We start from the raw sequence: 5,887 nt of genomic DNA, 5'->3' as shown, positions 1-5,887 counted from the left end.
GGGGGGGGGCCGCCCCCCCCCCCCCGACGCTCCCGGACGGCCGGCCAGGTGGGCGCCGAGGCGGCGGACGGTCTCGGCGGCGGCGACGGCGTCGCTGCGGGCGCTGCCGTGCCGGCCGTCGCTGCTGTAGATCGACGGGTCGGCGGTGAGCGGGTGGTCGGTGAGCCGCACGTGCAGGGTGCCGAGCCGCTCGGCGAGCGCACCGGTGTGCGCGGAGAGCCGCCGCATCCGCTCGGCCAGGCCGGCCCGGTGCCGCTCGGGCACGGCGGGGCTGTGCGAGACGTCGAACATGCCGACGGTGATGACGTCTGCCCCCGCGGCCCGCAGCGCCTCGATGATCGCGGTCAGCTCGGCGTCGACCGCCTCGGCGTCGTACGCCGGGTGGAAGGCGTCGTTGCCGCCGCACACCACGAGCGCCAGGTCGGGCCGGAACGCCAGCGCCGGGGCGAGCTGGGTGGCGCGTACCTGGTGCGCCCGCAACCCGCGCAGCCCCAGGTTGAGGTACGCCAGCTCCGGCCGGACGGCGCGCAGCTCGGCGGCGATCCGGTCCGCCCACTGCGTGTCGGGGTAGCCGTCGACCGGCTCGCAGAGCCCTTCAGCCACGCTGTCGCCGAGCACCGCGAAGCGCCGCCACGGGTGGCCGTGCAGCAGGGCGGCGCTCTCCCCGTCGCGCAGGCAGAACGGGTCCGTGGCTTCGGTGAGCGTCGATGACATGAGCGCACGCTAGTCGACGCCCGGGTTCGGCAGAAGGGCCGCCCGCCCGACGCCGGGCGGGCGCGTCCGACGCCCCGGCCGCCCGTAATCCGCCGGGGAGCCGCCCCGCGTCGGACATCATGGCGGGATGGTGCGGCTCTGCCCGCGCGGAGGACGTCAGGCCGGCTCTGCCCGCTCCGCCCGGTATGCCGCCGCGAGCCGCTTCGGCGCCCTGTCCTGCCACGCCTCGACGACCAGCTCGGCCAGCTCGTCGGGGTCGATGCGGTCCAGCCGGACCAGGACCGCCGGATAGCCGTCGAAGTGCGGGGTCGTGAAGTAGACCGCCGGGTCGTCGGCGAGCAGGGCCTCCTTCGCGCCCAGGTCGGGCACCCGCACGCCGAGGACCGGGCCGTCGGGCGCCGCCGCCCCGAGGGCGTCGAGGTCGGCGCGGCGCAGCGGACGCTCCCACACGAACGCCCGGTCGCGGACCTTCCACGCCGGCGCCCCCTGATAGGAGGGGTGCTCGCTCGTCTCCGGCAGACCCGAGGCGATGCGGCGTACGTCCTCCCAGGTGGCCATGCCGCGAGCCTACGCCTGACCCACGACCCGCGGCTGCCGGTCGACCGGCGCGGGGGCGGGCCGCGGGCGCAGGCCGGGCAGCAGCGGCAGCAGGGTGACCGCCAGGCAGAACGCGGTCATCGCCAGCAGGGCGGGACGGAGACCGAGCGCGGTCACCGACCAGCCACCCAGCAGCGCGCCCAGCGGCAGGCCGGCGAACGCCAGCGACCCCGCCAGCCCGATCACCCGGGTCTGCAACCGCGCCGGCACCCGCTCGTAGATGGCCACCCCGAGCAGCGGGTTCACCGCCGCGATGCCGATGCCGGAGGCGAAGGTCACCACCAGCACCACGGCCAGGTCCTCGCTCAGCGCCAGCACCAGCGACCGGGGGGCGCCGCCGAGCGCCGCCCCGACCACGAAGGCCAGGTATCGGGGCAGTCGCGGGCCGTACGCGGTGAACAGCAGGTTGCCCAGCAGCGCGCCGGCCGAGAACGCGCCCAGCACCAGACCCAGCCCGGCCGGGCCGCGCAGCACCTCGGCCACCCAGAGCGGGATGTAGACGGCGACGCTCGCGTTGACGACCATGTTCAGCGCCGAGATCACCAACAGCATGGTCAGCAGCATCCGGTCGCGCCCGAGGTAGCGGAATCCGCCCGCCAGCGCCCGCAGGTAGCCCTCCGGCTGCGCGGGCGCCTCCGGCGCCGCCGGCGGCCGGACCAGCAGCCCGACCAGGAGCGCGCAGACGGCGAAGCTGGCGGCGTCGATGAGGATCGCCTGGGTCACCCCGAACCACCAGATGAGCAGCCCGCCCAGCCCGGCCCCGAGCAGGGTGACCACCCGGCCGAGCCCGTCGTAGACGGAGGTCAGCCGGAGCAGCCGCACCCCGGCGGCCTCGGCGGCGGGACGGAACATGACGTGCTTGACCCGGTCGCCGACGCCCCGCAGCGCCCCGACCACGGCGACCAGCGCCACCAGCGCGCCGAACCCCAGCCACGGGGTGAGGGCCACCGCCACCATCAGCGCGGCGCTGCCCGCGTCGACCAGGATCGAGGTGCGGCGCAGCCCGATCCGGTCCGCCCAGGGCGTGCCGAGCGCGCCGGAGAGCAGGTAGGGCAGCGTCTCGGCGGCGGCCACCACGCCCATCTTCGCGGGGCTGCCGGTGGTCTCCAGCACCAGCCACGGGATCGCCACCACCGACACCCGGCTGCCCAGGTTGGAGATCAGGTCGGCGGTGACCAGGACGGTCAGTTCCCGCCGGGGCGTCACGCCCGGGTGCCGATCGACGCCTGGGGGTGCTCCACCGCGCTGGGGTGCGCCTCGGCGTACCGGGCCCGCAGCGCCCGCTTGTCCACCTTCGCGGAGCGGTTGAGCGGCAGCCGGTCGACGAACTCCACCCCGCCCGGCGCCCACGTGTCGCTGAGCGCGGCGGTGACCAGCTCGACCAGCTCCCGCGCGGTCACCGTCGCGCCGGGCGCCGGCACGACGTAGGCGTACGGCAGCTCGCCGGCCACCTCGTCCGGTACGCCGATCACCGCGGCCGCCCGGACCTGCGGGTGCCCGGCCAGGACGTCCTCGACGGGCCGGGAGTAGATCGGCCAGCTCCGCCGCCGGGTGAGGATCCGGTCCTGCAACCGGTCGACGAGGTAGAGGTAGCCGTCGGCGTCGAGGTGCCCGACGTCGCGGGTGCGTACCCAGCCGTCGACCAGGGTCTCGGCGGTCAGCTCGGGCTGGCCGTGGTAGCCGGCGAAGCGCAGGTCGGTGTGCACCCACACCTCGCCGTCGGAGCCGGGCGGCAGCACGGTGCCGTCCTCGGCGCGGATCTCGACGCGCACGTCGCCGTAGGGCCGGCCGCAGGACCGCAGCCGCTCCGGGTGCTCCGGGTCGTCGGTCAGCCCCGGCAGGGCGGTGACCACGACCGCCTCGCTGAGGCCGTAAACGATGCGCAGCACCGGGCCGAAGCGGGCGATCGCCTGGCGCAGCCGGGCGGGCGCGGCCGGCCCGGCGCCCACGTTGAACATGAACATGGCGGAGAAGTCCGCGCCGGGCAGCGCCGGGTGGTCGAGCACCTCGTAGAGCATCGGCGGGGTGAGGAACGTGGAGTTGATCCGCTCCCGGTCGACGGTGTCGATGAACCGGGCCGGGTCCCAGCCGTCGCGGGGAAAGAGCACGCCGCCGGTGAAGAGGTTGAACAGCGTGGTGATCTGGCCGCTGGCCAGCCACATCGGCGAGTGCGACAGGTGCCGCAGCAGGGGGAACCCGGCGGCGCGGAAGTCGGCGGCCAGGGTGAGGATCTGCGCGTAGAAGCTCTCCCGGTGGTGGACCAGCTTCGGGGTGCCGGTGGTGCCGCTGGTCTGCAGGAAGGACTCCGCCGCCGGCACCTCGCCCCCGGCCGCCCCGTCCACGTCGGCGCCCGGGCCGGGCCCGCCGGCCGCGCCGCCGGCAGCCCGATCTTCCGCGTCGGCGGTCGGGTGCCCCGCGTCGGCGGTCAGGTCGGGGCCCGCGCCGCCCGGACCCAGGCAGAAGACCGGCACGCCGGGCAGCCCGGCGGCCAGCTGCGGCCCGAGGCTCGCCGGGTCGCGGGCGTCGTAGACGAAGGCGTCGGGGCGGGCCAGCCGGACGAACTCGTCCACCTCCCGGCGGGAGGTGACCGGCGCGATCCACATCGTCCGGCAGCCCAGCAGGTGCAGGGCGAGCTGCACCAGCGGCCCCTCCACCGGGTTGCCGAGCGCCACCAGCACCCCGTCGCCCGGCCGTACGCCGTGCCGGCGCAGCGTCGCGGCCAGCCGGCGCACCTCGGCGGCGACGTCGGCGTAGCTGAGCCGGCGTCCGCCGCCGACCAGCGCCTCCCGGTCGCCGAAGCCGGCGAACAGCTCCAGCGCCCGGTGCACGTATCCGGTCCGTCGCTCCGGTCCGTAGGTCATCGCGCGGCCCCCCATCGGCGGAGATTCGGCGCCCTCCGGGCAGCCCCGGGGACGGCGCGGCAGGTGGGCACGCGACTGCGTGACCGCACCGCCGCCGTCCGTGAGCGTAGGCACCGCCGACGGTCACGGGACAGAGCCCGAACGGCGCTCCGGCCGGACCGGAGGGCATTTGATCACGTCGATCAGGTTGATTGACGCCTGTAAAACCGGGCGGCTAGGTTTCTGGACCATCGTCCAGGCGGTGCCGTCAGCGGACGGCCCTGGGCTGCCAACGATGGAGGTTCAATGTCGACCCCGAAGAGATGGCATGTCATCGCGTCCGCCGCCACGTTGCTGGTCGCGGGCACCCCGGCGGTGGTGGCCAGCGCCGGACCGTCCGACGCCGACGCCGCCCGCCACCAGCGGGCGGTCTGGGCGGGCAGCTGGGCGGCCGCGGTCACCCGCGGCAACGCGACCGGCCTGACCAACACGGGCCTCAACAACCAGAGCGTCCGGATGGTCGTGCACACCACCGTGGGCGGGCCGAAGTTCCGGGTACGACTGAGCAACATGTACGGCGAGCAGGCCGTCCGGGTCGGCCGCGCGACCGTGGCGAAGCCGAACACGGCCACCCCCGACGACCTGTCCGACATCGACACGTCGACGCTGCGGGAGCTGACCTTCGGCGGATCCGCCTCGGCCACCATGAACCGCGGCGCCGAGCTGCTCAGCGACCCGGTGGCCCTGCCCGTCGGCGACCAGCAGGACCTGGTGCTCACCGTCCACTTCCCGGCCCCGACCGGGCCGGTGACCTTCCACGGGCAGTCCCGGCAGACCAACTTCATCGGCGCCGACGACCTCACCTCCGCCGCCGACGGCGCCGGGTTCACCATCCGGCCGAACTGCTGCTGGTTCTTCCTGTCCGGCATCGACGTGCAGCGCACGCACAGCCCCGGCTCGGTGGTGGTCTTCGGCGACTCGATCGCCGACGGCAACGGCAGCACCGTCAACGCCAACAAGCGCTGGCCGGACCTGCTCGCCGACCGGCTCATCGACGCCCGCCCCGACGTGCGTACCCCGGGCGTGCTGAACCTCAGCCTGGCCGGCAACCGGCTCAACCACGAGGGCACCGAGGCGGGCGCGGGCGGCTTTCCCGGCTACCACGAGCTCGGCCCCAACGCCCTCGCCCGGCTCGACGAGGACGTCTTCGCCCAGACCGACGCCCGGACCGTCGTCACCCACCTGGGCATCAACGACATCTGGATGTCCGGCGACTCCGCCGAGAGCATCATCGCCTCGCTGCGGCAGGTCAACCGGCAGGTGAAGGCGCGCGGCCTGCGCAGCCTGGTGTCGACGCTGACCCCGTACGAGGGGCACGGCAACCCGGGGGTGTGGACGCCCGAGAAGGAGGCCACCCGGCAGGCGGTGAACGCGTGGCTGCGCGGCAGCGACGAGTTCGACGGGCTGCTGGACTTCGACCGGGTGCTGCGCGACCCCGCCCGGCCCAGCCGGCTGCTGCCCGCGTACGACTCGGGTGACCACATCCACCCGAACGACGCCGGCAACCAGGCGATGGCCGACGCGGTGCCGCTGCGCCTGCTCGGCCTGTGACATCCGGCGCGGGCGACGGGTGATCCCCGCGCGTGGTCGCCTTCTCGTTCGTCCTGACCTGGCTGATCGCCGCCGCGGTGCAGGCCCTGGTCGGCCTCCGCGCCCCCGCCGACACCCAGGAGCGC

At 75.2% G+C, this 5,887-nt stretch carries 5 protein-coding genes; 1 reads left to right on the top strand and 4 read right to left on the bottom strand.

The window, feature by feature from the left end:
* The 4 genes from ACWENR_RS29115 to ACWENR_RS29100 all read right to left on the bottom strand — a co-directional run.
* A partial coding sequence (locus tag ACWENR_RS29115; protein ID WP_452280153.1) for an SGNH/GDSL hydrolase family protein occupies positions 1-714 on the bottom strand: 714 nt, incomplete at its 3' end.
* Positions 715-870: 156 nt separating this feature from the next.
* On the bottom strand, positions 871-1,272 hold the full coding sequence (locus tag ACWENR_RS29110) for an MmcQ/YjbR family DNA-binding protein (protein WP_452280152.1): 402 nt from the start codon (positions 1,270-1,272) through the stop codon (positions 871-873).
* 9 nt (positions 1,273-1,281) lie between these two features.
* Positions 1,282-2,517 (bottom strand): MFS transporter, encoded by a 1,236-nt coding sequence (locus ACWENR_RS29105; RefSeq protein WP_452280151.1) that lies wholly within the window; start codon positions 2,515-2,517, stop codon positions 1,282-1,284.
* Positions 2,514-4,172 carry a class I adenylate-forming enzyme family protein gene (locus ACWENR_RS29100; protein WP_452280150.1) on the bottom strand — a complete coding sequence of 553 codons (1,659 nt, stop codon included), beginning with the start codon at positions 4,170-4,172 and terminating at the stop codon, positions 2,514-2,516. Before ACWENR_RS29100 ends, ACWENR_RS29105 begins: the two co-directional genes overlap by 4 nt.
* Before the next feature lie 312 nt (positions 4,173-4,484).
* Between ACWENR_RS29100 and ACWENR_RS29095 the strand changes: the two genes are divergently transcribed.
* A complete protein-coding gene (locus ACWENR_RS29095) occupies positions 4,485-5,762 on the top strand; it encodes an SGNH/GDSL hydrolase family protein (protein ID WP_452280154.1) in 1,278 nt (425 codons plus the stop codon).
* Positions 5,763-5,887: the final 125 nt, after the last annotated feature.

Source organism: Micromonospora sp. NPDC004336, from assembly GCF_053602615.1.
The sequence above is the reverse complement of the archived record's forward strand: the minus strand, read 5'-3'. Positions and strand labels throughout refer to the sequence as shown.

Coding starts and splice junctions, on each gene's coding strand:
- ACWENR_RS29100 (WP_452280150.1), bottom strand. CDS start 4,172: ATGACCTACGGACCGGAGCGACGGACCGGATACGTGCACCGGGCGCTG.
- ACWENR_RS29110 (WP_452280152.1), bottom strand. CDS start 1,272: ATGGCCACCTGGGAGGACGTACGCCGCATCGCCTCGGGTCTGCCGGAG.